Origin of the sequence: Sphingobium sp. BYY-5 (assembly GCF_022758885.1) — a bacterium.
Lineage (GTDB): Bacteria > Pseudomonadota > Alphaproteobacteria > Sphingomonadales > Sphingomonadaceae > Sphingobium.
The window spans coordinates 1,175,889-1,201,338 of the sequence record NZ_JALEBH010000001.1; the positions used below are offsets into that span (position 1 = coordinate 1,175,889).

The following is a 25,450-nucleotide window of genomic DNA, read 5'->3' on the forward strand; positions in this document are numbered from 1 at the left end:
ATCATCCATGCGTCTGGCTCTATTCGCGCTTTCCACGATCCTCGCGACCCAGCCCCTGCTGGCGCAAACGAAGCAGGAAGACCCCGACGCCAAGGCCGCCCGTGTCGAAGCGCAGATGACGGATGACGAACGCTTCAGCCTGCTGAGCGGCATCATGCCCATTCCCTTCCCCGGATCGCCCGTCACGGTCCCGGCGGGCGTCCCGGTTACGGCGGGCTATGTGCCCGGCATCGATCGTCTTGGGATAGCGCCACAGCTCGCCACCGACGCCAGCCTTGGCGTCACCAATCCCGGCCAGCTTCGCAAGGGCGACGTCGCCACCGCCATGCCATCGGGCCAGTCGCTCGCCTCCTCCTTCGATCCGGCCATGGCGGAACGGGTTGGCACGACGGTCGGTGCAGAAGCGCGCGCCAAGGGTTTCAACATCCTGCTGGGCGGCGGCATGAACCTGTCGCGAGACCCCCGCAACGGCCGCAATTTCGAATATCTGGGCGAAGACCCGTTGCTGGCTGGCACGCTGGTCGGCCATGCCATTCGCGGCACCCAGTCGCAGGGCGTAGTTTCCACCATCAAGCATTTTGCGATGAACGCGCAGGAAACACTGCGCTTTACCGCCAATTCCATCATCGCCGAAAGCCCCCTGCGCGAAAGCGAACTGCTGGGTTTTCAGATCGGCATAGAGGTCGGCCAGCCCGGTTCGGTCATGTGCGCCTATAATCTGGTCAATGGCGCAAAATCCTGCGGCAACGACCATCTGCTCAACACCGTGCTGAAACGCGACTGGCGTTACAAGGGCTGGGTGATGTCGGATTGGGGCGCGGTCAACGACGCGTCCTATTTCATGGCGGGGCTGGACCAGCAGGAGGGCAGCCAGCTTGACCAGCAGATATGGTTTGGAAAGCCGCTGAGGGATCTGGTCGCTTCGGGCGCCGTGCCCAGGGCGCGGGTGTCCGATGCGGTGCGGCGGATGCTGCGCAGCTTTTACGCCGTGGGCATCACTGGCCCCTATCAACCCAAGCCCATCGATTATCCCGCCCATGCCGCCGTCGCGCTGGACGCCGCGCGGGGTGGCATCGTCCTGCTCAAGAATGACGGTGTGCTTCCGCTGGCCGCGACGGCCCGCAACATCCTGATCGTGGGGGGCAATGCGGATTTCGGCGTCCTGTCGGGCGCTGGTTCGAGCCAGGTCACGCCATCGAACGGCACGCCCCGGATCATCGAAAATGGCGGGGAAGGCCTTATGGCTCTGTTCAATCGCCAGCTCTATATGCCCAGTTCGCCGCTGAAAGCGCTGCGCACGGCACTACCCAACGCCAATATCGAATATGTCAGCGACTATACCCCGGAAATCGCGGCAGCCCAGGCGGCGAAGGCCGACATGGTCATCATCTTCGGCACCAAATGGCAGACCGAGACCCTGGACGCCGGTTCGCTGTCCCTGCCCCAGGGGCAGGATGATCTGATTGCGCAGGTGGCCGCCGCCAACCCCCGCACGGTAGTCGTGCTGGAAACCGGCAATCCGGTCGACATGCCCTGGCTGGACAAGGCCGCCGCCGTGGTAGAGGCCTGGTATCCGGGGCAGGAAGGCGGCACCGCCATCGCTGATGTCCTGACCGGAAAGGTCAACCCGTCCGGCCGCCTGCCGGTATCCTTCCCCCGATCGCTGGACCAATATCCGCGCAAGGACCTGCCCGGCCTTGGCCTGCCCGACAAGACGCCCATCGAGGTTCGCTATGATGAGGGCGCGGACATCGGCTATCGCGCCTACGCCAAATCGGGTGACAAGCCGCTATTCCCCTTCGGCTTCGGCCTCAGCTACACGCGGTTCGGCCACTCCGCCTTGCGGGTGACGCCCGGCGCGACGGTGAAGCTGAACTTTACCGTCCGCAATGACGGGGATCGCGAAGGCGCCGACGTGCCGCAGGTCTATCTCGTGTCGCGCAACGGAGCGAAGCTGCAACGGTTGGTCGGTTTCCAGAAGCTGGTCCTGAAACCGGGCGAAAGCCGCGCCGTAACCCTGACGGTCGACAACCGTCTGCTCGCCGACTGGAAGGATGGCGGCTGGTCGATCGCGGGCGGCAGCTATGGCTTTGCCCTCGGCAAAGATGCGGAAACGTTGGATGCCGCGTCCGTCGTCAAGCTCCCCGCCAAAAGCTGGAAGGACTGATCGATGCGCAGCCTGCCCCTCATCGCCATCTTGGCTGCCTCGGCCGCGCCCGTTTCGGCACAGGTCGTCCGCACCGAATCCGGTGCGGTCAGGGGCACGACATCCGGCACCGTATCGGCGTTCAAGGGCATCCCCTATGCCGCGCCGCCCGTGGGCGACAACCGCTGGCGCGCGCCCCAACCGGTCGTGCACTGGACCGGTGAGCGCGACGCCGCCGACTATGCCAGCGACTGTTCGCAGGCGCCCTTCCCGCCCGACGCGGCGCCCATCCGCACGAAGACGTCGGAGGATTGCCTCTACCTCAACGTCTGGCGGCCCGCGACGGCAAAGAGCGGCGCGAAACTGCCAGTGATGCTCTGGGTCCATGGCGGTGGCTTCGTGAATGGCGGCTCTTCGCCCGCCGTCTATTCGGGCGAGAATTTCGCGCGCGACGGCGTCATCCTGGTCAGTCTGAACTACCGGCTCGGACGCTTCGGCTTCTTCGCGCATCCCGCGTTGGAGGCGGAGGGCTATGGCGGCAATTTCGGTTTCCTGGATCAGATCGCGGCGCTGAAATGGGTCCAGCGCAATATTGCGGCCTTCGGCGGCGATCCGGCCAATGTCACCATCTTCGGCGAAAGCGCGGGTGGCATGTCGATGCATATGCTGCTGCAAACGCCGATGGCGCGCGGTCTCTTCGCCCGTGCGATCATCGAATCGGGCGGAGGACGCGAGCGCGCCCTGCCCATGCCGAGCATCGCCCAAGGCGCGCAGATCGGTGCGACCTTCGCGCCGGGACTGACGGCGGCGCAGTTGCGTGCCCTGCCGGCGGAAAAGATCACCGGCGACCTCAGCCTCATGACCATGGCGCAACCGGGTTACGGCGGACCTATGACGGACGGCAAGACCATATTGGGCGGGCCGGTGAACGTCATCGCGGCTGGCCATTATGCGCATGTGCCCATCATGATCGGCGCCAATTCGGCCGATGGCTTCCCCTTCGTGACGGACAAGGACAAGATCTGGGCCGCCTATGGCGACAAGGCTGACGCAGCCCGTGCGCTCTACGACCCGGACAGCAAGGCCAGCGGGCTGTTAATCGCCACAGCGACCAGCGCCGATCGCATGATGATAGAGCCGGCCCGCGCCGCCGCGCGCCTGCTCGCCGCGTCGCAGCCGGTGTGGCTGTACCGTTTCGCCTATGCGGTGCCGTCAGTGGCGGAAGCGATGGGCGGCGCGCCCCATGCAAGCGAGATTCCCTATGTGTTCGACACGGTGGAACAACGGCACGAGCCTGCGCCGATCGCGGCGGAAAAGCCGGTGGCAACCCTGACTCATCGCTATTGGGTCAATTTCGCGCGCACCGGTTCCCCCAACGGCGCCGGCCTGCCCGAATGGCGGCAGGCGACGACGGACGACAGGACGGTCCAGATCATCGACGCGAACGGTGCAAGGCAGGTGACGGACCCGCTCAGCGAACGGCTGGATTTCACGGAAAAGCGCGCCACCGGCCAATAAGCTGGCCGGTTCAGTCTACGGAGCCTATTGAGGACAGGCGCCGACCCGTGACAGTTCGACCGTCAGGATCGAGCGGGGCGGAACGAGGATGACGCCTGCACCCGGCGATGCGATCTTTTCGGCCTTGTGCGTGGCGTCCGTCAGCACGGACGAGCATGGCCGAAAGCCTGTGGGTGCGATCGCAAGGCGTCGGCGCACAATGCCACCGTTGACATGGACAAGGACAATGGCGTCGTTGTTGGGCGAAAGCGCCGCAACCGTATCGGGGTCATCCGTCGGGATCAGCTTGTAACCCGGGCGGATATAGCGGCTGAACTGCCGCATGGCCCAATATTTCTGCGTGATATGAATGGGATGGGCGGCATCGACGGGCGCCGTCAGATCCATCTTCACCAGCCCCCAGTTCGACCCGTCGCCCCCACTCTTCCGGCTAAGGGTCTCGACGGCCTGCCAGAACACCCATGCCTGAGGTTCCAGATTTTTGAGATCCTGAACCACATGCTCCGCAAAGGCGAGCGCGGACGGCATACCTTCGAAATCTTCAGGGTCTTTGGACAGGGGCGTGTCATTTTCGCTCATCCACAGTCGAATGCCGGCTGCCTTCGCGGCGTCGCGCACCCCGGTCTGATGGACCGTGCCATAGCTGTGTACATTGAGCTGACCCACCTTGGTCCGCGTTTGCGCGGGATAGGCCGCCCAGTCTTCCAGGAAAAGGTGGGAATTGGTTTCGTCGGGCGCAGCGATCTCCGTCGTCAATCCGCGCTTGCGCAGGGCGTCATGCATGGCATCGACCATCCTGACCTGGCGCGCGGGGCTCCAATGCGCGCCCTCCTGCGTATTGGCGGCGAACCAGTAATCCGTATTCGGCTCGTTGAACGGGGAGAGTGTCCGGAACCTGATCTTGTGACGGCGTTGCAGTTCATCGACGACATGCGCGAGATAGGTGGCGAACGCCTCCTCCTGCCCCGGCAGAAGATTATCGTCCGTGCCCTTTTCCGCGCCCGATACGCGGCCGCTGACCGTCATGAACCAGGGGGGAGAGTTGGAGAAGGCCTCGAAGATCGGCTGCTCGACCCGCCGGGAAATCGCGTCCAGCCACCAGCGCTGATTGGTGTCGGCGGAAAAATCCCACAGCGCCGGATCATCGTCACGCCACCAACCAGTCCCCTGCGCGCCCGCAGGCTGCCGCCAGAACCCCGGTATCGCGGCGCCGGTGCGTAGATAGGGCGGCGTGGCCGCTGCATTTCCACCCCCAATATTGTAGCGGGCGATCGTCCAACCCAACCCATCCTTTCCGTAGAAAAGATCGGCCAGCCGGTCCTTCACCGCATCAGGATATCCGCCCGTCACATGGGCGAACCAGGCAAGCGCCGTTCCCCAACCCTCGAACGGCGGCGCCGGGCGATCCAGGCTCAGGCGAATGTCTCTTGCGACCTCAGCGGTCGGCGCCGCGCCGCCATCGCCCGGCGCTGCCCTGGCAATTCCGGCCGACGCCAGCGACAAGATGGTGGCTGCCCCGAAAAGATGTTTCGCATAATGCCCTACGCCCCGCCGGGGCCTGTCCGCGATCATCTGCAACGCTCCTATTTCTCGTACAATTTAGCTGCGATCCTCATCGGAGTGCCGTTGAAAACCCGGATCAGGGCTGTAGCAACATGATCGTGTCGTCTTGCGCCTGCTTAATCAGAGTGACTGTCGCATCGCGTGCCGCTGCGGGATCGGAATCTGCGATCGCGGCGAAAAGAACACGGTGTAATGGGATCGAATCGCGAAGAGGCCGCGCCTGGCGATGCTTGAAAAAGGTCGTCCAATGCACAGCCGCGCCAATGCTGCCCGCGAGACTGACGAGCAATTCGTTCCCGGCGGCTTCGAGAATGATCTTGTGGAACAACTGGTCAGCGGCCCGCCCCTGTTCCGTCGAAAGCCCATGCTCCTGCATCTGCTCCAGGGCAAAACCCATGCGGGAGACATGCGTGCCATCGCGGTGGGTGGCCGCAAGCTCCGCCGCCGCGGGTTCGATAATCAGCCGGAGTTGGAACAGATCCCGGACAAATTGCAGCGCAGGTTCACCACGGAACATCCAGGCCAGCAGGTCCGGATCCAGCATATTCCAGTCGGCGCGTTCACGCACGCGCGTCCCCGCCTTCGGCTTGCTTTCCAACAGCCCCTTGGCCGCTAGCATTCTCAAGGCTTCGCGCACCACGCTGCGCGAAACGCCGCGTTCGGCCGCCAGTTCATGCTCGCCAAGCAGGCCGGCGCCGGGTTGATATTGCCCCGTAACGATGGCCACGCCCAACTCTCGCGCTATCTCCCGATGGGCAGGCTCGCGCCTTATCTTATCTGACAATATATCCTCCCACCCGGCCATGATCGCCAGCGCCGGAACGTTTTGTCCTATTTTTGGTTCTCGCGCAATTTGATACTTGTCGGACAATTTTGACCAACATATAAGTCAGACAATAAGGCGAGCGTCGAACGAGATCGAACGCTGCCGGAACACAAGCCCCTGGGAGGAAACTGACAATGGCCCGCTATCACACCCTGATCCACGCTTCGCTGCTCGCCATCGGCGTAGCCACCGCCATCCCGGCATCGGCGCAAAGCAGCGATTCCAATAGCGACGACATCGTCGTCACTGGGGTGCGGGAAAGCCTTCGTTCGGCGCAGGCACTCAAGCGCAATTCCAACCAGATCGTCGATTCGGTCCAGGCGCAGGATATCGGCAAGCTGCCCGACGCGAACACGGTCGAGGCGTTGCAGCGCATCACCGGCGTCCAGATCCAGCGCCGCTATGGCGAAGGCGCCACCGACTTCGACCATCGCACCCAGCCGGCCATCACCGTCCGCGGCCTGACTCAGGTGAGCAATTTCATCGACGGCCGCGCCGCCATCTCCGCATCGGGCGGCCGTTTCCTCGACCTCGAGGCCATTCCGCCCGAACTGCTGGCGGGCATCGATGTCTTCAAGAACCCGCCCGCCAACACGATCGAGGGCGATGTCGCCGGTGTCGTCAACATCCGCACCCGCCTCCCCTTCGACGCGCCCGGACAGCTCATCAGCGCGACGGTGAAGGGCAATTATTACGACAGGGCGGACAAGTTCGGCGGGTCGGTGTCGGGCCTTTACAGCAACCGGTTCGATACCGGCATCGGCGAAATCGGCATCCTCTTCAACGTCAGCTATGCCAAGAGCCAGTATCGGCAGGACGCGGTGATTATCGGCGCTTACGGCGATATTCCCACCGGGACAACGATTCCCGGCGCACCGGCAAATGCGCAGGTTCCCTATGGCGTCCAGGTCTATGATGATGGCGGCGATCGGCGGCGTGTGGGCATTGCCGGCGCAGTGCAATGGCAAGCGGCGCCAAACCTGCTCATCACGGCACAAGGCCTGTTCTCTCGTTACAAATTCTTCCGCCAAGGCAAATATTATTATTACAACAATAACGGCAATCCTACGACGACACCTCTGGATGGCGGCAACTTCACCTTCGACAAGTCGGGTTATGCGACATCGGGATCGCTGGCGAACATGGTGTTCGAATCCGCCCGCTACGATCAGGACCTGACCAACGATACCGGCAATTATACGCTGAATGCGAAATGGGATGTGTCCGACCGGCTGCACGCGAAGTTTGACGCACAATATCTGAAGTCGCGTTACGACGCCGATCGCAATGGCTTCGTCATCTCGCTCTACGATCAGACCGGGCAGACCCCCTATACCGCCAAGAACCAAAGCATCGTCGATTTCGACCTGCGCGGCTCGCGCCCGACATGGAACGTCCGCAATCCGGGCCTGCTGACCGATCCGAACAACTATGCGTTCACCTACATGGCCGACGCGCTGCAACGGAACGATGCGCGCCAGATCGCCTTCCAGTCCGACCTGGAATATGATGTTGATGGCGGCTTCCTCCAGAAGCTGCGCGGCGGAGTGCGCTATGCCGACAGCACGATCGACCTGCGCGGCACGTGGAACGCCTTCTGCCTGCTGCCCACCGGTCCCAATCCGAGTTGCCAGTCAGCTTCGGGCACCGCTTTCGTCCCGGTCAGCGCGCATCCGGAACTGGTCATGACGGGTCCGTCAAAGAATTTCTTCGATGGCAATACGGTGCCGGGCGGCATCCTCTACCCCGCTTTCTCCAGCGGCAAAAATCTGTGGGACAGCATCACCAAGACCGAGGCGCTGTTCGGCGCCACGCCGAAGACCGTGTTCACCCCGGACAACCTCAACCACCAGACCGAAAAGAGCTGGGCTGGCTATATCGCGGCCGATTACAAGGGATCGGTGCTGGGCCTTGAAGTTGACGGCAATGCGGGTGTTCGCGTGGTACGGACACAGTCGGGATCACGCGGAACCATCTTCAACGATGATGGCACGCTTGAACCGATCAGCGTTCAGCGGACCTATACGCGGGCGCTTCCCAGCTTCAACCTGCGCGTCCATCTCACCGACGACCTGCAACTCCGCTTCGCCTTCTCCAAATCCTTCGCGCGGCCGAATTTCGACGTCATGTCGACCAACGTCACGCTCAACCCGATAACGCCTGTCAATCCGATCACCGGACGCCCAGGCGGCAGTTCGGGCAACCCCTATCTGCGGCCCATCAGTTCGACCAACTATGATGCGACCATCGAATGGTATTTTGCTCCGGCGGGGTCGGTTACGCTGGGCGCTTTCTACAAGGATGTGAACGGCTTCCTGGCCGGCGGCACGGTGGTGCGGACTTATGGTGGCGTTGCCTATGACATCGGCACCACGGTCAACAGCGGCAACGGCAAGATCAAGGGTATCGAGGCAGCCTATCAGCAGTTCTTCGACTTCCTTCCCGGTTTGCTGAGCGGCTTTGGCGTGCAGGCCAACTACACCTATGTGGACAGCAGCGTCACCAATCCCTTCGCCACGACGGGCAGCGATATTCCGACGATAGTGCCACTCGAAAAACTCTCCAAACACAGCTATAATCTGGTCGGCCTGTACGAAAAGGGTCCGATCACCGCACGTCTGGCCTGGAGCTGGCGCGGCAAATATCTCGACACCACCTATGGTAGCGGCGCCAACGGCCTACCGCAGTTCCAGAAGCCCTATGCGTCGCTGGACTCATCGATCAGCTTCAACCTCAACTCGCATATCGCCGTCTCGGTCGATGCGGTGAACCTCACCAACCGGATGAACGTCACCTATATCGACACCCCCAGCCAGCCGCTGCAATATACGCTGAACGACCGGCGGTTCGGTTTCTCGATCCGCGCGACCTATTAATCTCTCCCCTGCCGGCGCGGCTGCACCCGCGCCGGCCATTTTTGCCGGACCCTGTGCTGGCGACCAGATTTTATGCTTCAGGCCGGAGTGCATATGCCCGTTCGATTTCTTCTCGCCGTCAGCGGCATGGCCCTGTCCGTCGCGGCCAACGCGCAGAATGCGCCGCAGGTGCAGCCGGTGCAGGTCGATCCCGCCCGCCCCGACTGGGAGAATCCGGCCGTCAACGCTATCGGCAAGCTGCCCGCCCGCGCGACCGGTTTCCCGTTTGAAAGCCGGGATCGCGCACTGGCCGGCCATCGCACCCAATCGTCCCGCTTCCTGTCGCTGGACGGGACATGGAAGTTCGCCCTCTCCCCCAATGCCGACAATCTGCCGACCGGGTTTGAGAAGCCCGATTTCGACGTGTCCGGCTGGAAGAATATCAAGGTGCCCGCCGACTGGCAGGCCGAAGGGTTCGACCAGGCGCGCTACAACAACATTACCTATCCCTTTCCGGCGAACCGGCCGCTCATCCCCCACGCGACCAATCCGGTCGGCTCCTATCGCCGCGACATCGATGTGCCTGCGGGCTGGACCGGGCAGGATGTCATCCTGCACATCGGCGCGGCGGGATCGGCCTATTATGTCTGGGTGAACGGGCAGAAGGTCGGCTATTCGGAAGACAGCAAGCTGCCCTCCGAATTCGACGTGACGCCCTATGTAAAGCCGGGGCGCAACAGCATCGCGATCCAGATTTTCCGTTGGTCGGACGGCTCCTATCTGGAGGATCAGGATTTCTGGCGCGTATCGGGCATCGAACGCGAAGTCTTCCTGATGGCCGCGCCCAAGACGCGCATCCGCGACTTCTTCGTCCATGCCGGACTGGATGACAGCTTCACCACCGGCACGCTGGCGGTCGATGTCGCCGTCACGCCCGGCGCAGCGACCAGCGCGCGCTATGTGCTGATGGACGGTGATCGCACCCTGCTGGAAGGGCGTCAGAATGTGGCGGCGGGCCAGGCGGAACGGACGGTGACGCTGGGCGGGCGACTGCCGGGCGTCAGGCCGTGGAGCGCCGAAACGCCCAATCTCTACATGCTGCTGGTCGAGCTATATGACGCGCAGGGGCGGATCATCCAGTCGACCTATTCCCGGATCGGTTTCCGCACCGTCGCGATGAAGGACGGCCTTGTCACCGTGAACGGCAAGCCGATCACGATCCGGGGCGTCAACCGCCACGAACATGATCCCGAAACCTTCCATGTCGTGTCGCTGGAAACGATGGAGCATGACATCCAGTTGATGAAGCGCGCCAATATCAACGCGCTCCGCACCTCCCACTATCCCAATGATCCGCGTCTCTACGAACTTGCCGACCGCTATGGCCTCTATGTCATGGACGAGGCGAATATCGAGAGCCACGGCTATATGGACTATGCCAACAAGCATCCCGAACACCGCGCGGAATATCAGATCGGGTTCGATCCGGCATGGAAGGACGCACATATCAGCCGCGTCACCAACATGGTCGAGCGCGACAAGAACCACCCCTCGATCATCTTCTGGTCGCTGGGCAATGAAGCGGGCATCGGTCCCAATTTCGAGGCTGCCGCCGCAGCGGCCAAAGCCCGCGATCCCAACCGTCTTATCAGCTATCTGGGCTGGGGCACCTGGGACGGGATCAGCGACCATCGCCCCAACTGGTACGCCGACATCTACGCCCCCATGTATGATCCGGTCGAAAAGCTGGTCGACTATGCGACCAACTGGAATTTCAAGCAGCCCATGATCCAATGCGAATATTCCCACATGATGGGCAATTCGGGCGGCAATCTGAAGGAATATTGGGACACCATCTACGCCCATCCGAACAAGCTGCAGGGCGGCTTCGTCTGGGACTGGGTCGACCAGTCCATGTATCGTTACACCAAGGATGGAAAGCGCTATTGGGGCGACGGCAGCGAATATGGCCCCAATCCGGGCGGTGAGATCGAGTTTGGCGACGGCCTGCTTCAGTCCGACCGGACACCCAACCCCGCGCTCTATGAATTGCGCAAGGTCTATGCGCCGGTCCAGTTTGAGGGATTCGACCCGGCGACCGGCCGACTGACGGTGCGTAATCGCCATGATTTCATCGACCTGTCGGGCTTCACCTTCGATTGGGAATTGCAGGAAAATGGGGTGACGGTGGCGAACGGATCGCTGGCCGCACCCAATGTCGCCGCACATGGATCGGGCAGCCTGACGCTGCCGCTGTCCAGTTATCAGCGGCGGCCCGACGCCGAATATTTCGTGACGGTGCGCGCCCATGCCAAGGCCGACCTGATCCCGGCCGTTCCCGCCGGGCAGGTCATCGGCTGGGAACAGTTCGCGATGAACAGCGCCACGCCGCCGCTCGCCCCGGACGCAACCGGAACTGTCCTGGCAACGGACAAGGGCGGCCTCATCCGCCTGTCCGCAGCCGGTGCGTCGCTGGATGTCGACCGGGCGAGCGGCCTCATCCGCTCCTATGTCAAGGATGGCAAGCCGCTGGCCGAAGGCGGCGCCCCCCATTTCTGGCGCGCCGTCACAGACAATGACATCGGCATCGGCACCGACAAGCAACTGGCGGTCTGGAAGGGGATGAGCGAGACGCGCACCGTGACGTCGGTCAAGCTGCGCAGGCTGGTCGACGGCGCGCAGGAAGTCGCTGTCGACTTCGCACTGGGCGACGGCGCGGCGACCTTCCATTCCACCTATCGCATGGCCGGTGACGGGTCGGTTACGGTATCGGGCGATCTGACGCCGGTGAAGACGGACCTGCCGCCGCCCTTCCGCGTGGGGCTGGCGTTCGCCCTGCCCTCCGACCTGGACATTGTGGAATGGTATGGGCGCGGCCCGCATGAAAGCTATGTCGATCGCAAGACATCGGCGCCGATCGGCCTGTGGCGCGGCAAGCTGGCCGAGCAGGATCATGACTATATCCGCCCGCAGGAAACCGGGAACAAGGTGGACGTGCGCTGGATGGAATTGTCGGGGGCCGGGCGCGGGCTGCGCGTGCAGGGCAACCAGCCGCTGATGATGAACGCGCTCGCCTTCCCCTATGAAGACCTCGACCGGCACACGCCCGGCACCTGGAAATCGAGCGATATCAAGCCGCATGGCAACGGCACCCTGCTCGTGGACTCCGCGCAATGGGGCGTGGGCGGCGACACGCAATGGAGCGAGTTCGGCAAACCCATGGAACCCTATCGGACCAAGGCAGTGCCGACCCGGATCGAAGTCCGCCTGGCGCCCTTTGCGGGTGAAGGAACCATGGTGGACAAGGCCCTGCCGGCCCGCGCGACCGAAGCTGAATAAAGGAAAGGGCGCGCGCATTCTGGAGCGCGCCCTTCTCCCCTCCCCGGTCGAGCCGGTTGGTGACATGCCGAAGGGCCGTGGGGTGGCCGTATCGGCACTTGACGCCCCTATGTTCGTCGGTAATCGCTTCCTCCAACGCCATGCTCCCACGACGCGATGGCGGGATCTGACTGGAGGCCCAATATTCATCCGCTCGACCATCCTGTCTGGCATAGCCTGCGTTCGGGCTGGTCCGCGCTGGCACAGGGCGATGACCATGCCATGCGCCTCGATCCACGCCACGGCCCCTTCGCTGCCGTCGCGGACGGTCGGCGAGACGGTCTGGCAGCGCTCCAGCCGCTGATCCCTCCAGACGGGGAGCTATGGGTTGTCGGACGCGATGCAACCCTCGCTCCGCCGCCCGCCATGCATGTCGCCCGCACCGCCCTGCTGGCGCAGATGGTCGCGCCCACCGTCTCCTCCGCGAAAGGCGCAGCGCCCGATTGGAGGGTGCTGGACGAGGATGACGCGCAGGATATGCTGGAGCTGGCGCTGCTGACCAAGCCCGGCCCATACCGCTTCCTCACCCACCGGCTGGGGCGCTTCATCGGTATATATAAGGACAACAAGCTGGTCGCCATGGCGGGGGAGCGGATGCGCCTGCCGGGCTTTACCGAGGTGAGCGGCGTATGCACCCATCCCGACTGGCGCGGCCGGGGCCTTGCCGGCGCATTGATGCGGATCGTGATGCAGACGATGGTGGATCGCGGAGAAACACCCTTCCTCCATGCCTATGCCGCACATGAGAAGACGATTGGCCTCTATCGAACGCTGGGGTTCGAGGTTCGCGCCGAACTGCCGATGGCCGTTATCACCGCAGCCTGAGTACGACCGCTGATCCGAACGGATCAATCCAGGACGTTGGGCAAATCCTCAAACCCTTTGCGCAACGCCACGCTCCAGCTTTGGGAAATCATGGCGAACTCCTCATTATCCGCCTCAATCCGGGTGCGGACGCGAAAGTCGAAACTGTCGGTCGGGATGACCGTCAGGTCGAGCGGCATCCCCACCGAGAGGTTGGAACGCAACGTCGAATCCATCGACACCAGCACCGCCTTGGTCGCATCCTCCAGGCTGGTTTCGCGCTGGATGATGCGGTCGAGGATCGGCTTGCCATATTTATGCTCGCCGATTTGAAAGAAAGGCGTGTCCTCGGTCGCTTCGATGAAATTGCCGGCGGAATAGATCAGGTAAAGGCGTGGTTTGCCGCCCTTGCGCTGGCCCGCGATCATGATCGAGGCACTGGAACCGGAGCCGCCCATCTCGATACTGTCGCGGTAGCGGGTCTGCATCGCGCGCATCGCATCGCCGACAATCTGGGCCACGCGATGCATGGTGTCGCAGTTGAGGATCGTTTCGATGTCGGGGTTGAGTTGGGCTTCCTTGATCGCCTTGCTCAGCACCGCCTTCACCCCCTGGGTGATGGACAGGTTGCCCGAACACATCAGCGTGATCGCCCGCTCACCGGGGACATGGTAAGTGAAGCTCTTCCGGAAGCGCGCGATATTATCCATGCCCGCATTAGTGCGGGTGTCCGACAGCATGACCAGTCCCTGGTCCACGCGCACCGCCACACAATAGGTCATGGCCTCCCGGCCTCCTGCAATCTGTTTGTCGCGATCGACGAATCGCCGGATATTCCATCCGACTTGCGATCGCTTGTTTCAACCCTAGGAGTCGGGCGGCGGGATGCTTTGCTGTTGCTGCTTCTGCAACTGCCGTTCCTCAACTCCGTCCTCCGCCTGCGCGATCCGGACGTCGGCGTCAATCCAGATATCGCCCGCCACCGTCACCGAACCACGGATCGGTGCGGCGTCATTGGCATCCAGCCCGCTGGCCACACGGAGATAGCGTTCAGTCACGCAAACGCGATTGGACGGATCGAAGCCGATCCAGCCCAGTTCGGGGACAAAGGCTTCGGCCCAGCCATGGGTTTCGTGCAACGCATCCCTCTCGCCCGCGAGCAGATAGCCCGAAACATAGCGCGCGGGGACGCGCAGCGCGCGCGCGGCGGCGATGAAGACCTGCGCATGGTCCTGGCAGACACCGGCCCCCAGTGCGAAGGCTTCGGCGGCGGTGGTATCGGACGTGGTGACGCCGGCGCGATACTGGACGGCGTCACTGACAGCCGCGGACAGGGCATGGAGCGTGGCGAGTGGACCATCTCCCTCCGGCAAATCGCGCGCCAGGGCGGCGATTCCCTCCGACCCGCGAGTCAGCCGGGTATCGCGCAGGAAATAGCGGGGGTCGACCCGGCTCTGCAGATGGCCGACCACGCCATGACTCTCGCGCGTCTCGACCAGTCCTTCGGCCACGATCGTCGCATTGTCGAGCTGGTCGTGGCGTATCCAGATCGCCTCCCGTTCACCGTAGCTATTGGGGCGGAAGCTGGTCAGCGGCTCATCATTGACGCTCACCTGCCATTCCAGCACCCTCTGCGCCGGCGTATCGACCGGCATCAGCTTCAGGCGCATCGCCACCCGCCCGGCCGAAGCGGCATAGCGATAAATGGTCTGGTGACGGACGAGCAGCTTCATCGACGGCCTCCCCTTCCCTCCTCAGCCGAAATGATAGGTCTGGGCGATTTCGGCGCCCAGTCGGTTGGTCATCAACAACCCGTTCTGCACCGTTTCATGCAAGCCGCGCCGAAAGATTTCGCCGCTGTCCTGGCTTTCAAGGCCAACGACCAGATCCTGCACCGTGTCATGGCAGTCGCCACGCGCGTCATGCCAGCCACCCAGACGATTGAGACGGTAGGCGAGTTGGTCATAGCAATAGGCGACGCTGCGCGGAAAAAGGCGGTTGAGCATCAGGAAATCGGTGATCTGCCAGGGCGTGTAGGTGCCGCCATAGACATGATGATAGGCGCGCGCGCCCGACAGCGCGTACAGCACCGACGTCCATTGATAATGATCGCGATTGCCGCCGATCACCTCGGTTTCGGGCAGCAGCACATAGTATTTGACGTCGAGCAGACGCAGGGTCATCTGCGCGCGCTCCAGCGCCGATCCGGTACGTAGAAAATCATGCCCCTCATTGCGGAGCTGACCCGAATGGGCCGCGCCGCGGAAGGTCATGACACGGGTCTTCACCCAATCGATCAGGGCGGGAAGCTGCTGCCGCGCCTCGCTCACATCATAGCTGTCGAGCTTGCGCCAGCCTTCGTTCAGTGCTTCCCACATGTCCTGGGTCAACATGGTGCGCGCCGACTTGGCGTTGGCGCGGGCCTTGAGCAGGCAGGAGCGGATCGAGCTGGGATTGTCCAGGTCCAGCATCAGATAGGCGATGGCGTCGCTTTCCGTGACGATCGTGCCTTCAGGGAATTGATGCCCCGCCCCGGTCGCGCGAACAACGGAGCGCCATTCGTCGCGATGATGCGCGCCCGGCAGGATCGCCATGCGCTGCCCCATGGTCAGCAGCCGCGCGGTGGCCTCCGCCCGCTCCATATAGCGCGCCATCCAGAAGAGATTTTCGGCGGTCCGGCTCAGCATGGCATTGCCTCAATATCCGTCATCCCCGCGGAGGCGGGGATCCATCTCCCACCCCTTCCGCTTGGTGCAATGGCAGGAGATGGATTCCCGCCTGCGCGGGAATGACGATGAAAAGGGTGAGAGGGCACGCGCATCAGTCCTGCAACACCCAGGTATCCTTCACCCCGCCGCCCTGGCTGGAGTTGACCACCAGCGACCCTTCCGTCAGCGCGACGCGGGTCAGGCCGCCGGGGACGAGGCGTATCTGCTTGCCGACCAGGCAATAGGGGCGGAAGTCGGCATGACGGCCGACCACCGCCGCCGGGCCGAGCGTCGGCACGGTCGACAGGTCCAGCGTCGGCTGGGCAATGAACTCGCCCGGATTGGCCTTGATCCGTTCGGCATAGGCGGCGATCTCGTCCTTGGTCGACTTGGGACCGATCAACATGCCGTAGCCGCCCGATCCATGGACTTCCTTCGCGACCAACTCATGCAGATTTTCCAGCACATAGGCCAGTTCGTCCGGCTTGCCGCATTGCCAGGTCTGGATATTGTCGAGGATCGGCTTCTCACCCAGGTAGAAGCGGATCATCTCCGGCACATAGATATAGACCGCCTTGTCGTCGGCGATGCCCGATCCGGGCGCCGATGCCAGCGTCACGCCGCCGCTCCGATAGACGTTGAAGATGCCCGGCACGCCCAGCAGGCTGTCGGGGCGGAAGACCAATGGATCGATATATTCGTCGTCGATACGGCGATAGATGACATCGACGGCTTTCGGTCCCAGCGTGGTCTTCATCCACACCCGGTCATTGTCGACGAACAGGTCGGCCGGCTCCACCAGTTCCACGCCCATCAGGTCGGCGAGGAAGCTGTGCTCATAATAAGCGCTGTTGAGCGATCCGGGGGTGAGCACCACCACCACGGGATCGCCTTTGCACGCCGGGGGCGCGACTTCCTTCAGGCTTTTCAGCAATTCGGCGGGATAATCATCAACCGGGGCCACCACCCCCTGCGCGAACAGTTCCGGGAACATGCGCGTCATGATCTCACGATTTTCGAGCATGTAGGACACGCCCGACGGGGTGCGGCAATTATCCTCCAGCACCTCGAAACTGCCCGGCCCGGTGCGCACGATGTCGATGCCGACAATATGGCTGTAGACCTTCCCCGGTGGAGTGAAGTCGGCCATTTCCGCCAGATAGGCGCTGTTCTGGTAGATGATGTCGGCGGGCATGACGCCCGCTTTCACAATCTCGCCCCGATGATAGACATCGTGGAGGAAGGCATTGAGCGCGCGCGCGCGCTGCCGGATACCCTTGTCAAGGATGCGCCATTCCTGCGCGGTGAAGATGCGCGGCAGCAAGTCGAAGGGGATCAGCCGCTCCGGGTCGCCGCCCTCGCCATAGACGGCGAAGGTGATGCCGATCCGACGAAAGATCGCCTCCGCTTCGTCCATGCGACGGTTAAGCCCGGCAATGCCCGTTCGCTCCACCCACTTCTGCACTTCGTCGTAACAGGGGCGTATCGAACCCTCAGGCTCAAACATTTCATGGAAGGGCAAGTGGTCGATCCTCCCTCGGCCAGCGGCCGGTTGTGCATTGCAATATTAGTGCGCCGCGCCGTGGCGATTGCAAGGCAAAAATGGCAAGCGCGAAAAAGGTTGCCGCACCATTCACCACCATAGCGGAAAAGCCGTCCCGCTTCGTTTATGCTGCACGAGATTGAACCCTGCGCAAATGAGGCCATTTTTTTCGATATTGATCGCCCAGCCCCGTTGACCGACCCGCATTGCCTGCGTATAGCGCCGCCTCACCGCAGGGCGAACCGCCCCGCGAGGTCCTTTTGGGGCGGAGTAGCTCAGCTGGTTAGAGCAGCGGAATCATAATCCGCGTGTCGGGGGTTCAAGTCCCTCCTCCGCTACCAGTCAAGGGGTTTATCGTGTTGTATTTGCACGATAAACCCCAGACCCTCGCAAGAAAATGCCACATTTGTTCCCACGTTTTGATTGAGCCGCGATGGGATGATTCGGACCAGAACAGGACGCAACCGGTCTCTGCTAGTTGGTGGCGCTCAAGCGTGGGCCACGGTGTGTGGAAATAATCTGTTCGCCTTGAAAACTGACTATTTCGGTTCGCCGCTTTTAGGTGCTAACGTCATGACAAAGCAAATCGATGCGATGCCTCGACGCCTTACATCATGCGCGCAAGCCGGACCATAAAGCGTGCGACCAAATCCTGGCCCATTGGGGTTAAGTTCAAAATCCGGAGCCGTCCGTCTTGTTTGTCGCAGGAGCTATCAATGAACCCTCTCTCTTGGAGATGACCAATATATCTCAACGCGGTGGTCGGCGGCGCACAGGATGCAATGCAAGCGCTGCTTACCGATACTCTTTTTCCGTTCAGATTGGACAAGAAGAGATCAATGAGGATATCCCAAGCAGGATCTTGGAACAGATCCGGCACTTCCTCGCATCTTTGACGTCGTATTTCGAGATATTGCTTAGCCACAGATATGAGGCGATCATCCGTCAACGGGCTAAAGACAGGTATCGAAGCCGAATGATGACGGAGACGATCCACTTCATCATTGAGAATAGCCAAGACATTGCTTACTCGCGCCCAAGGATCTTCAATTGTGTGCATCAGCATGATTGGTACCCCTGCTATCTAGAAAGATGCCAAGTGCCATCGTGAGCTGTACCGGGATCGACCAGAAAGCGATTATCGCATGGTAGACGTTCCAAGGAAGATTGGGCGTCAATGTCGAAGCGATATGGCCGGCGACAGTAACACCATGCATCCCGGCAACCCACATCGGCCAGAAATATCTGGACCTCATGGCCAGCATCGTCAGGCCAACGAGGAGAGATGAGTCAACGAGAAACAATGGCCACCGCGCATGGGAGAACAGTGTCACCATGGGCGTGAGCAGAGATGCTGAAACGAGCATCGCACATGCAATTCGCGCGTCGCGTCCACCGGCGATGAGCGCATAGGCACAACTCATCACGAGCAATAGAAGAAAGCTGAACATCACGATTTGCATGCGCTCGCATCAGCACGCCCTGCGATATAATATCAAGCGTCTACTTGCGTCGGAACGGACGAAGCCTGCTGCGTTGACTCCATGGCTGGGAACATCCAGCAGCCATAATCATAGATGTCGAGATTGCTGTCCCGCTTGATCGCAACCATCACGCGCTGGGCATCGATCATGTCGGCCCGGCTTTCGACCGACTTGTTCAGGCTTGCAGCGAGGGCGCGAAGCGCACGCTGCGAACGCGATGGTGCGAGATCAGAGCCCTTCATGGCTTCGAGAAAGGTTGTCATCAGGCGAGCGCTGTCATGGACGCTTGTGTCGAGGCTAACAAAAGCGTCGCGCAGTTCGTCGGCAACAACTTGGCCTGCTGCGGGGTTGAATTCAGGCATAACACCTCCGTGGCGCGAAACGCGCATCCCAACGATTATTACGGCGATCAGATAAGAAGCTGAGCGATGCCCTGAACGATCACAACCGCAGCGATGAGAAGCAAAGCGCATACAAAGGTAATGCGCGCCATTGCCAACACTCGTTCGCCATTGTTCAGATCATTTGCTCGACCTCCTATCGGTGGAAGGCGGAACAAGGCAGCCAATGTCTCTTTCAACGTTGCGAGAACGCCTGGCTGTTGTTCGGCCTGGACCCGTTCATCATCGGCAATGGACGCCGATGCAACGCCCACCGGCTGCACATGCAATTGCTGCACCCCGCTATTTTCCTCAGCCAACAATATCCGTGCGGCCTCTCTGCGACTGCGGACGCCAATTTTCAGGCAGGCGGTTGAAATGATATTATCGACCACGCCATAGGTGGTCTCCGCGATCGGCGCGATTTCTTTGGAAGACAATCCCTGTCCCACCAACCGCAGACAGAGCTTCTGTTTCTCGGATAGACCTTCCGTCCGTTGGCTCACGATATCCCTCATGACCACATCATTTTACGAGGAGCGATACAGCAATGTAGTGAAAGAAATCTTCAACATGTTAGTTCAAGCGGCGGCCGGTCCAGACGACCCGGCCGACAATATCCACCAGCGCAGGATCGATGTCAGCCCAGTCGGGATAATGGGGATTGTCGCTGACGACGCTGAACCGCCCGCGCAGCGGCCCCATGGCGATGCGCTTGACCATCAGCACGCCGTCGAGCCGCAGCACATAAACGCCGTCGCGCAACCGATCCGCATCATCGTCATGATCGACCATGATGTCGTCGCCGTCGCTCAGCGTAGGCGCCATCGATTCGCCGTCGACCCGGATCATCGAGACGCGCTGTGGCCGCACGCCCAGATGCCGCAACCAGCGCGCGTCGAACGCCATCACGCCCGCCGCCCGTTCATCCTCGTCCAGCGTGCCGCCGCCCGCAGATGCGCCCAGCGCGAGACGCGGCACGGCGACGATGGCCGGCAACCCCCGCAAGCGTGCAGGCGGAGCAGCCCCCACCGACGCCCCGCCCAGCATCGTTTCGGACACGCCGAAATACCGCGCCAGCACCCGCCGATCCTCCTCATCCAGCTTACGCGGGGTACCGCGCTTGATGAATTGCTGGATATATGCGGAATTGCGACCAATCAGCCGCGAGATGTCAGAATAACTTTCCCTGCGCTCGGCGATCAGCCGATCTAACGTTGACCGAACGTTCGCAGCCTCATGGCTTTCCTCGAGCATATCGACACTCCCCCGCGAGTCGTCGCCCATTGTCCCACTTCGGCTTATAAATGACCATCCCAGCGCGCAGTTGAGCGCAGGCAACATTCCTGTCGCCTGCGTATACCTGGGCGACGGTTCGGCCATACCTGTCCCGTGTCACCGGTGCGATCGTCACGCCGCCGCGGATCAACCACGCCAACTTCGCTTTGCTCTTCATGGGATCGCCCACAACGCAGATACGGCCCTTGCGGCAATGTCCCGCCATCTCCGGCGCATCGATGCCCAACAGTCGAACCCGGCCGATCTCCGGGCAGCGGATGGTGTCGCCGTCAATTGCCACACAGGTTACTGGAGCTTGATAAATGCTGATCAGAAACGGAAGAAGCGCAATCATCTGCAGGCCGTTAACCGATTTGCGGCAGAATGCGAATGTTTGATGGATGCCTCGGCTGCTTAAACTCTATTCCAAGGCTGCATCAGATTTGAAGTTGCTTTTAATGGCTGCGCGCAAATTCACCGCTTCCGTTTGAAACAGCAAGCGAGCACCTTCCGTACCGCGTCGGTGCATCTCTTGCACGCTCACGCCTTCACGTTGGGCATTAGCTATAGTCAGAGCGAGATAATCCGGCTTGCCCAACAGATGAAGGACGCCATCATCCAGCTGAACCAAGATAGCCTCCACTTCGGCCAGCCTGGCCTGGAGCGTTGCGCGGGCAGTGGGGTGAAGTGGTCTGCCTTGAGACAATTGGTCCAATTCTGAAGCGAGCCCGTTTGGGCGAGAGAATTGGAGAAATGTATGGGACGACAGCGATTTAGTCCGGAGCAGATCATCGCGAAGCTGCGCGAGGTGGATGTGATTGTCGGGCGGGGTGGGACCGCCGTCGAGGCTTGTCGGCAGATTGGGATTGCGGAACAGACGCTCTACAGGTGGCGTAAGGAATATGGTGGCCTGAAGGTCGACCAAGTGCGTCGGATGAAGGATTTGGAGCGGGAGAATGCGCAGCTGAAGAAGCTGGTTGCAGACCTCGCGCTAGATAAAGCGATCCTTCAGGAGGCGTCGAAGCTGACTTTTTGAGCCCCTCCCGTCGTCGTGAGGCGATCGAGCAGGTCCGTCGCGTTCCGGTATCGGAGCGGCGGACCTGCCGTGTTCTGGTTCAGCATCGTTCGACGCAGCGACATCGTCCGAAGGATGACGGCGACGAGCAGCGTCTGACGGCTGACATCATCGCGCTGGCCAAGGATTATGGCCGGTACGGCTATCGCCGCATCCATGCGCTGCTCGGCAACGCTGGCTGGCAGGTCAGCCTGTCGGTGGTGGAACGCATCTGGCGGCGGGAGGGTCTCAAAGTGCCGAAGAGGCAGCCGAAGCGACGGCGGCTATGGCTGGGCGACGGATCATGCATCCGGCTGCGCCCGCAGCATCGCGGGCATGTATGGTCATACGACTTCGTCGAAGATCAGACGCGCAACGGACGCAAGTTCCGGATGCTCAACATCATCGACGAGTTCAGCCGGGAATGCTTGGCGATGGTGCCGCTGCGGCGGTTCCGATCGAACGACGTGATCGACGTGCTGGCCGATCTGTTCATCGAGCATGGGCCGCCCGAGCATATCAGGTCCGACAACGGCCCTGAGTTCGTCGCCCATGCAGTGCGCGAATGGTTGGGCAGGCTCGGCGTCACTACGCTCTACATCGAGCCGGGAAGTCCCTGGGAGAATGGCTATATCGAGAGCTTCAACGCCCGTCTGCGTGACGAACTGCTCAATGGCGAGATCTTCTACAGCCTTGAGGAAGTCCGCTGTGTCACCGGCTGGTGGCGGGACTGTCAGGAATTCCGTGTGTGGGCGGGCATAATGGGTAAGAAGGAGACCCTGTATGCCTCGACGCAAGGAGCCGGCGATCCCGGCTGATTTACTCGATCAACTCTTGGCCGGCAGCGATGCCGCCAGTGCGCTCCAGCAGGGCGGCCTGCTGGATTCATTGAAGAAGGCGCTGGCCGAACGGGCGCTCAACGCCGAGATGGATTACCACCTTGGCGATGCCCCGCAGGTCGGGAACAGCCGCAATGGCTATGGCCGCAAGACGGTGGTGACGGACACCGGCAAGATCGAGATCGAGGTGCCGCGCGATCGTCATGCCAGCTTTGATCCGCAACTGATCGCCAAGTACCAGCGCCGGTTTCCGGGCTTCGACGACAAGATCGTCTCGATGTATGCGCGCGGCATGAGCACACGGGAGATCGTCGGGCACTTGCGCGATCTGTACGGTATCGACGTCTCGCCGGACCTGATCTCGACGGTGACCGACGCCGTGCTCGAAGAGGTCGCCGCCTGGCAGGCCCGACCGCTCGATCCGGCCTATCCGCTGGTTTTCTTCGACGCGATCCGGGTCAAGATCCGTGACGAAGGTCTGGTCCGCAACAAGGCTATCCACATCGCGCTGGGCGTGCGTGCCGATGGCGGCAAGGTCGTCCTGGGCCTGTGGATCGAGCAGAACGAGGGCGCCAAATTCTGGCTGCGGGTGATGAACGAGCTGAGGAACCGCGGTGTTGAGGACATCATGCTGGCCGTCGTAGACGGCCTGAAGGGCTTTCCAGAGGCCATCACCGCCGTGTTCCCCGAGGCGATCGTCCAAACCTGCATCGTCCACCTGCTGCGCAACTCGATGGACTTCGTGTCGTGGAAGGATCGCAAGGCGCTCGCTGGTGCACTGAAGACCGTCTACCGCGCCACCGATGCCATCGCTGCCGAGGAGGCCCTGACAGCCTTCGAGGCCGGCGAATGGGGTCGGCGCTATCCTGCGATCGGCCAGAGCTGGCGCCGTGCATGGGCCGAGGTTATCCCGTTCTTTGCCTTCCCCGACGAGGTCCGCCGCATCGTTTATACGACAAACGCCATCGAGGCGTTGAATGCCCAGCTTCGACGGGCGGTCAGGGCCAGGGGGCACTTTCCCAGCGACGATTCAGCGACCAAGCTGCTCTATCTGATCTTGAACCGATCCGAGAAAGAGTGGAAAATGCCGCCACGTGAGTGGTCCATGGCCAAGGCCCAGTTCGCCGTGCTGTTCGGAGAACGCTTCATCAAGGCCATGGCAGCGTAATGTTCAACCGCCCGCCCACACACGGAATTCCTGACAGTCCCGCTGGTGGCGCGATCATTACAACCGACTGCGCCCGCACAGCAGTCTTGGCTACCGTCCACCGGCCCCGGAAACCATCAAGATGCCAGCCTGGCCACTCGGCTCCGCTACGCTCCGCCTCCCGCCCAGGCTGGCATCCGAAATGCGGATCAGCTAATCATGAAACCGGACCAGTCATCGCGGGCAGTCCAACGGCTTGGCTCTCCATCGCGTCGATCCAACTCTTCACTCGCCGCATCGCAAGGATATGAAATCAAACCGGATAATTATGAATCAGACACTTAGCAATCATGGTCGATTAACCCCGCCTATGAGATGGCATCCGCACTTATAGTAGTTTTGAATTGCATCCTGCATTTCCGTAATGGAATCCGCGCCGGAGAAGGACATAGCATGATAGCGCCGCGCCTCCTCGATCAGTCGAGCCTCCAGCGCGGCAAGGTCGATGCCCGTGCAGATTCCCTTTTCCGCTACGATACGACCGCGCGCAAAGACACGGCGGACATGGCGCGATTGCGCACGACCGAGCAGAAGTCGAACGGGGTCAGGGTCCGGCATCACATAATCGGCCGAAAGCGCCGCGAAGTCGAGCAGGACGAGATCGGCCGGGGCACCCGGAGCGATCCGGCCGCCACTATCCTCGCCGACGATCGAACGGCGCCCATCCTCCAGCGCGCCCTTAAGGATCATGCGCGGATCGAGCCCCTTGCCCAGCGCTTTGCCTCGCGCACTGGCGTGCCAGACCAGCCGCAGTTCGCGCAGCATATCCTCGTCGTCGTCCAGGGCCATCCCATCGAGCCCGAACGCGACGCGCACCCCTGCCTCCAACAACGCACCCACTTGCGGGAAGCCCGAGCGCAGCCGCATGTTGGACGAGACGTTCACCGATACCGTCACTCTCCTTTCGGCCAGCAGCGCGATATCCTCGACGTCGAGCCAAACGGCGTGGGCAACGGTCAGTCGGTCACTCAGAAGTCCGAGTTCGTCGAGCCATGCCACAAATCCTTGGGGATGATGGGCATATGCCCATTCACGCTGAAGTTCGGTTTCGAGCAGATGCGTATGAACCTTGCGCCCGTCGGCGGCCGAAGCGCGCGCTATGGCCGCCAATGTTTCCGGCATGGTCCATTGCGGGGCAACCGGGTGATATTGCAGCGTGAACCCCTCATGCTCGAACGCCTTGGCCTGGTCGAACAGCGCGAAGTTGATCGCGCAGTCGCGCATCCCCCCCGCTGCCGCCAGAACCCCGGCACGCCGCTCCTCCGGCAGCCGCGCGGCCAAAAGCGAAAGCTCGCCGTAGACGAGGGGATTTCGGTCGAAGAACGGCCAGGCAAAGGCAACTGAAATACCGACGTCCCTGGCAGCCCGCGATACCGCCTCTGCCTCGACGAGCAAGGCACGACCGTCCTGCGTATTGTGGCAATGATTGACCGCCGTGACGCCATTTCGCGCCAGCCGGCCGAGCGCCACGACGGCATTGAGCCAGGGATCGATGCGGGGCTGGCGGCCAAGGTCCGGCAGCCAGGTTTCAAGGGACTGGTCGGCAGCGCCGAACGCCAATGTTCGCAAACCTCGTCCGTGATCATGCGCGTCGGCCAGGCCGGGGATAAGCAGCGCGCCCGCTTCATCCGCGGTCAGGAAATCAACTGAAACAGGGGCGAGCGAAGCGATGCGTCCGTCAGCGCCGATCCTCACCTCGCTCGGCCCCAAGACATCGCCAAAGGCGCTGGTCAGCACGCGGCCGACACGCAACGTGAAGGGTGTAATTTCGGTCATCTCGACAGGACTCGCATCAGTGAGGTGGCACAACAAGCTGCCCATGGTGCCAATGATGCATACGGGGCGCAGCCTGGTTCGAATCGGGTTC

Annotated in this window: 20 protein-coding genes, 1 tRNA gene and 2 pseudogenes; 9 read left to right on the plus strand and 14 right to left on the minus strand. The window is 61.9% G+C overall.

Features of this window, described 5'->3' with window-relative positions:
• Positions 1-7: 7 nt before the first annotated feature.
• Together MOK15_RS05560 and MOK15_RS05565 are read left to right on the plus strand one after the other, a co-directional pair.
• Positions 8-2,167: a glycoside hydrolase family 3 C-terminal domain-containing protein gene (locus tag MOK15_RS05560; protein ID WP_242930688.1), complete on the plus strand. Its 2,160-nt coding sequence runs from the start codon at positions 8-10 to the stop codon at positions 2,165-2,167.
• A gap of 3 nt (positions 2,168-2,170) precedes the next feature.
• The gene (locus MOK15_RS05565; protein WP_242930689.1) at positions 2,171-3,664 is read left to right on the plus strand and encodes a carboxylesterase family protein; all 1,494 of its coding nucleotides are present in this window, start codon (positions 2,171-2,173) and stop codon (positions 3,662-3,664) included.
• Between the two features lie 24 nt (positions 3,665-3,688).
• Here the strand turns inward: MOK15_RS05565 and MOK15_RS05570 are convergent, their stop codons facing one another.
• Together MOK15_RS05570 and MOK15_RS05575 are read right to left on the minus strand one after the other, a co-directional pair.
• The gene (locus MOK15_RS05570) at positions 3,689-5,236 is read right to left on the minus strand and encodes a glycoside hydrolase (protein WP_242930690.1); all 1,548 of its coding nucleotides are present in this window, start codon (positions 5,234-5,236) and stop codon (positions 3,689-3,691) included.
• 67 nt (positions 5,237-5,303) lie between these two features.
• Positions 5,304-6,011, minus strand: a complete 708-nt coding sequence (locus MOK15_RS05575; protein WP_242932643.1) for a FadR/GntR family transcriptional regulator — start codon at positions 6,009-6,011, stop codon at positions 5,304-5,306.
• 176 nt (positions 6,012-6,187) lie between these two features.
• On the opposite strand from MOK15_RS05575, the gene MOK15_RS05580 reads away from it, so the two are divergent.
• The 3 genes from MOK15_RS05580 (at position 6,188) to MOK15_RS05590 (ending at position 13,111) form a co-directional block, all read left to right on the plus strand.
• The gene (locus tag MOK15_RS05580) at positions 6,188-8,929 is read left to right on the plus strand and encodes a TonB-dependent receptor (protein WP_242930691.1); all 2,742 of its coding nucleotides are present in this window, start codon (positions 6,188-6,190) and stop codon (positions 8,927-8,929) included.
• 93 nt (positions 8,930-9,022) lie between these two features.
• The gene (locus MOK15_RS05585) at positions 9,023-12,247 is read left to right on the plus strand and encodes a glycoside hydrolase family 2 TIM barrel-domain containing protein (RefSeq protein ID WP_242930692.1); all 3,225 of its coding nucleotides are present in this window, start codon (positions 9,023-9,025) and stop codon (positions 12,245-12,247) included.
• Positions 12,248-12,403: 156 nt separating this feature from the next.
• On the plus strand, positions 12,404-13,111 hold the full coding sequence (locus MOK15_RS05590; RefSeq protein WP_242930693.1) for a GNAT family N-acetyltransferase: 708 nt from the start codon (positions 12,404-12,406) through the stop codon (positions 13,109-13,111).
• Between the two features lie 23 nt (positions 13,112-13,134).
• Here MOK15_RS05590 and MOK15_RS05595 read toward each other — a convergent pair whose 3' ends face one another.
• The 4 genes from MOK15_RS05595 to MOK15_RS05610 all read right to left on the minus strand — a co-directional run bounded on the left by MOK15_RS05595 (position 13,135) and on the right by MOK15_RS05610 (position 17,320).
• Positions 13,135-13,872 (minus strand): peptidase, encoded by a 738-nt coding sequence (locus MOK15_RS05595; RefSeq protein WP_242930694.1) that lies wholly within the window; start codon positions 13,870-13,872, stop codon positions 13,135-13,137.
• Positions 13,873-13,956: 84 nt separating this feature from the next.
• Complete coding sequence (locus MOK15_RS05600) at positions 13,957-14,823, minus strand: transglutaminase family protein (RefSeq protein WP_242930695.1); 867 nt, start codon at positions 14,821-14,823, stop codon at positions 13,957-13,959.
• A 21-nt stretch (positions 14,824-14,844) separates the two neighbouring features.
• The gene (locus tag MOK15_RS05605; protein WP_242930696.1) at positions 14,845-15,777 is read right to left on the minus strand and encodes an alpha-E domain-containing protein; all 933 of its coding nucleotides are present in this window, start codon (positions 15,775-15,777) and stop codon (positions 14,845-14,847) included.
• 133 nt (positions 15,778-15,910) lie between these two features.
• Positions 15,911-17,320: a circularly permuted type 2 ATP-grasp protein gene (locus MOK15_RS05610; protein ID WP_242930697.1), complete on the minus strand. Its 1,410-nt coding sequence runs from the start codon at positions 17,318-17,320 to the stop codon at positions 15,911-15,913.
• A gap of 285 nt (positions 17,321-17,605) precedes the next feature.
• Here MOK15_RS05610 and MOK15_RS05615 point away from each other — a divergent pair.
• A tRNA-Met gene (locus MOK15_RS05615) sits at positions 17,606-17,682 on the plus strand.
• Positions 17,683-17,948: 266 nt separating this feature from the next.
• Here the strand turns inward: MOK15_RS05615 and MOK15_RS21990 are convergent.
• The 7 genes from MOK15_RS21990 to MOK15_RS05650 all read right to left on the minus strand — a co-directional run bounded on the left by MOK15_RS21990 (position 17,949) and on the right by MOK15_RS05650 (position 21,114).
• Positions 17,949-18,407: a MarR family transcriptional regulator gene (locus MOK15_RS21990; RefSeq protein WP_347567177.1), complete on the minus strand. Its 459-nt coding sequence runs from the start codon at positions 18,405-18,407 to the stop codon at positions 17,949-17,951.
• Positions 18,388-18,804 (minus strand): hypothetical protein, encoded by a 417-nt coding sequence (locus MOK15_RS05625; protein WP_242930698.1) that lies wholly within the window; start codon positions 18,802-18,804, stop codon positions 18,388-18,390. Before MOK15_RS05625 ends, MOK15_RS21990 begins: the two co-directional genes overlap by 20 nt.
• A 32-nt stretch (positions 18,805-18,836) precedes the next feature.
• Positions 18,837-19,187, minus strand: a complete 351-nt coding sequence (locus MOK15_RS05630) for a hypothetical protein (RefSeq protein ID WP_242930699.1) — start codon at positions 19,185-19,187, stop codon at positions 18,837-18,839.
• Positions 19,188-19,234: 47 nt separating this feature from the next.
• On the minus strand, positions 19,235-19,723 hold the full coding sequence (locus MOK15_RS05635; protein WP_242930700.1) for a LuxR C-terminal-related transcriptional regulator: 489 nt from the start codon (positions 19,721-19,723) through the stop codon (positions 19,235-19,237).
• Positions 19,724-19,781: 58 nt separating this feature from the next.
• Entirely contained in the window at positions 19,782-20,462 is a 681-nt protein-coding gene (locus MOK15_RS05640; protein ID WP_242930701.1) for a S24 family peptidase, read from the minus strand.
• Positions 20,443-20,838, minus strand: coding sequence for a thermonuclease family protein (locus MOK15_RS05645; RefSeq protein ID WP_242930702.1), 396 nt, complete (start codon positions 20,836-20,838; stop codon positions 20,443-20,445). The genes MOK15_RS05640 and MOK15_RS05645 overlap by 20 nt, the downstream gene beginning before the upstream one ends.
• Before the next feature lie 66 nt (positions 20,839-20,904).
• Positions 20,905-21,114 (minus strand): hypothetical protein, encoded by a 210-nt coding sequence (locus tag MOK15_RS05650; protein WP_242930703.1) that lies wholly within the window; start codon positions 21,112-21,114, stop codon positions 20,905-20,907.
• Between the two features lie 126 nt (positions 21,115-21,240).
• On the opposite strand from MOK15_RS05650, the pseudogene MOK15_RS05655 reads away from it, so the two are divergent.
• From MOK15_RS05655 to MOK15_RS05665, 3 genes and pseudogenes are all read left to right on the plus strand, one after another.
• A pseudogene (locus MOK15_RS05655) lies at positions 21,241-22,250 on the plus strand (IS3 family transposase); the annotation flags it as partial.
• A 70-nt stretch (positions 22,251-22,320) separates the two neighbouring features.
• Positions 22,321-23,544, plus strand: coding sequence for an IS256 family transposase (locus MOK15_RS05660; protein ID WP_242929997.1), 1,224 nt, complete (start codon positions 22,321-22,323; stop codon positions 23,542-23,544).
• A 34-nt stretch (positions 23,545-23,578) separates the two neighbouring features.
• Positions 23,579-23,740: pseudogene (locus MOK15_RS05665) on the plus strand (integrase core domain-containing protein); the annotation flags it as partial.
• 131 nt (positions 23,741-23,871) lie between these two features.
• On the opposite strand, the gene MOK15_RS05670 reads toward MOK15_RS05665, so the two are convergent.
• Positions 23,872-25,359: an amidohydrolase family protein gene (locus MOK15_RS05670; protein ID WP_242930704.1), complete on the minus strand. Its 1,488-nt coding sequence runs from the start codon at positions 25,357-25,359 to the stop codon at positions 23,872-23,874.
• Positions 25,360-25,450: the final 91 nt, after the last annotated feature.